Origin of the sequence: Nocardia sp. CWNU-33 (assembly GCF_046764895.1) — a bacterium.
In the GTDB taxonomy this organism is placed as follows: domain Bacteria; phylum Actinomycetota; class Actinomycetes; order Mycobacteriales; family Mycobacteriaceae; genus Nocardia.
This window is the reverse complement of the sequence record NZ_JBKOQN010000048.1, coordinates 41,089-43,605: the sequence shown is the minus strand read 5'-3', so window position 1 is coordinate 43,605 and position 2,517 is coordinate 41,089. Positions and strand designations below refer to the sequence as shown.

The 2,517-nt window shown below is 64.7% G+C and carries 3 protein-coding genes and 1 pseudogene; 2 read left to right on the top strand and 2 right to left on the bottom strand.

The window, feature by feature from the left end:
• Positions 1 to 592: 592 nt before the first annotated feature.
• Complete coding sequence (locus ACLMAL_RS35960; protein ID WP_412003130.1) at positions 593 to 772, bottom strand: hypothetical protein; 180 nt, start codon at positions 770 to 772, stop codon at positions 593 to 595.
• 342 nt (positions 773 to 1,114) lie between these two features.
• Between ACLMAL_RS35960 and ACLMAL_RS35955 the strand changes: the two genes are divergently transcribed.
• Positions 1,115 to 1,411, top strand: a complete 297-nt coding sequence (locus ACLMAL_RS35955) for an IS110 family transposase (protein WP_412003128.1) — start codon at positions 1,115 to 1,117, stop codon at positions 1,409 to 1,411.
• 294 nt (positions 1,412 to 1,705) lie between these two features.
• Here the strand turns inward: ACLMAL_RS35955 and ACLMAL_RS35950 are convergent, their stop codons facing one another.
• Entirely contained in the window at positions 1,706 to 2,260 is a 555-nt protein-coding gene (locus tag ACLMAL_RS35950; protein ID WP_412003127.1) for a group II intron maturase-specific domain-containing protein, read from the bottom strand.
• On the opposite strand from ACLMAL_RS35950, the pseudogene ACLMAL_RS35945 reads away from it, so the two are divergent.
• Positions 2,248 to 2,439, top strand: a pseudogene (locus ACLMAL_RS35945) (transposase); the annotation flags it as partial. The gene ACLMAL_RS35950 and the pseudogene ACLMAL_RS35945 overlap by 13 nt on opposite strands.
• Positions 2,440 to 2,517: the final 78 nt, after the last annotated feature.

Genomic DNA, 2,517 nt, shown 5'->3' with positions numbered 1-2,517 from the left:
CTGCCGCGGCAGCGACGTGGCGAGTCACCACGTGCCGGCTATGCGCAACAGTGGGAACGCGCGGGCGTGGATGCTCGGCTCGACCCATGCGCCGCCGGGTGGGCAGCCTCGATGCGTTTGCTCGGTGCATCGGCGTCAAGGTATGAAGTCGAACCCTCTTCCGGTAGTGGGTCTTCCCGTTCTGACGACTACGGCCGCAATGGTGGCTGTAGAGCGCGGACTCCGGTATCGCCCCGCACCCGGCGTGTGACACATGAAAGCTGCCGCCGTTCGGCGAGGAGAAGACTCGATTCGATTCGTCCGACAGGCGTTTTCGCCGGTCCTTCACCATGCCCGATTCTCGGACCCGGTTGTCGAAGATGAGCCGACATTCGCCGGTCATCTTCCACACCGTCGTATCGGTTGACACAGCCATCCTGGTGTCGACGTAGTACCGGGTGGGCCGCTCGGGAATCGCCATGGGGCTGGCAGATTCGTGCGTACCTGCCAGCCCCATGGCGTCGTCGACATCAGATCGCGCCCCTGGACGCGGCGAACACTCACCAGGGCACCGATCTCGTGCTCGAACAATTGTCAATACCTGTGGATGGAGCTATTCGACTTTCAGTCGCCACTGCGTCTCTCCGTCGTGGCATTGGTCGGTGAGCTTGAGCACGGCGGCGGTGGCAACGGCGGCCGATGCCTGGTGGGTGGGGTGGATATGGGCGATCACGGTCTGGACTGGTTGGCGTCTGAGCCAGGCGATGAGTCCACGGATGGCTTCGGTGGCGATTCCTCAGCGTTGCCAGGGGTCCTCACGACCCAGGCGATCTCGGCGGTAGGTCCGTGGATGGTGGAGCTGACCGGTGTCTGGGCGGTTCCGACGAGGCTGTCCTCGTTGCGAAGGCTGACGACCCAGTTGCACAATGAGACCGAGGGATCGGGTGAGCTGGCGACCAGACGTTGGTAGCGGGGCAATGCCATTCGATGGCCAGCATGAGTACCGCCAGCCCCACTGGGCCGAGGGCCATCGACCGGCGTCAGGGACATGCCCCGCAGAGGGCCGATCAATGAGCTTCCGGCGACGACCCTCGATTCCGACGAGGCAGCACATCTACCTCGAAGGAGATTGCTGGTGTTCGCTGGCTGGGACTGGGGAACCCTCACCCACGACGTGACCGTGATCGACGATGCCGGAGGCAAAGTCGAGCGGTTCGCCGTGCCACACACCGAGGCCGGAATCGCTACGGCCATGCAACGGCTGGCCTGCCATGGTGACCCGGCGCGGCTGCCGGTGACGATCGAAACCACCCGAGGGCTGGTTGTGGACCGGCTTTGGCGGCCGGGCATCCGATCATCCCGGTGCATCCCAACGCTTTCCATGCCGCCAGGCCACGATGGGCGCCGCCAGGGCGAAGAACGATCCGGGTGATTCGTTCAAACTGGCCGACTACTCGCGCACCGACATCCATCGCCTGCCCGCGCTTGCAGCGACCCGTGGAATTGCAGGCACTGGTCCCTCAGCGCGCCGATCACCACGCGACTGCGCGTCAGGGCAGTCAACCAGTTGGCTGCGTTGCTGGATGCGCATTGGCCAGGCGGCAAAGCGATTTTCGCGCGGCTGCATTCGGCGATCGCCCTGGACTTCCTTGATCGCTACTCGACCGCCGGGATCGGCCGCCACGCTCACCGCGGGCCGGATCGGGGCGTTCTGCCGTCGTCGCGGTTACAGCGGACGTCGTTCCGGCGCCGAGCTGCTGGCCCGGCTGCAGGAGGCACCAACTGCGGCCAGTCGACTCCCCAACCCGGTTATCGCGCGACAGTCCGCGCACAGGCCGCACTCGTGCGCTCGATCCAGGCCGGCCTCGATCAGATCGACGCAACGATCGCCGAGGCTGTGAACCGGCATCCCTACGCTCAACTGCTGGCCGATCTGCCGCGAGTCGGGGGGCTCAACCTGGCCCAGATCATCGGCGAGGTCTGTCCGATCCTTGGAGCACGCCAACAGCTTCGACCAACTCGCCGCCGAAACCGGCCTCGTCCCGGTCACCCGAGCCTCTGGGAAATCCCACACCGTCGCGTTCCGCCACGCTGTCAACCATGGGGCCCGGCCAGCTTTGGTTGCCTGGTCGTTTCTGAACCTATGAAACCTGCCGAAGTAGCGGGCTACGACCCATTTCTTCGGTTTCGCGGGGTGGCTGCGGCGAGCCCACCGGTGGGTGAGCGTCCACAAGTGGCTGTCCAGCGAGCTGAATGTCTTGCTGGACACCGCGCAGCCCATGGCAACGCGGCACCAACGAGAACATCAACAAACCGCTACCCCAGTACCTACCGAAGGGCACCAACATCGGCACCTACAGCCAGGCCGACCCCAATGCGATCGCCGACCGCCTCAACAATCGGCCACGCAAGTGGCTCGGCTATCGCACGGCCGCCGAGTGCGTTGCGTTGACAGGTTGAATCTAAGCTGCATTCGTTCATGAACCTTTCGAGAATCGGGCCGATGATGGCCAGCGCATACGGGTGGGTCAACTCGAG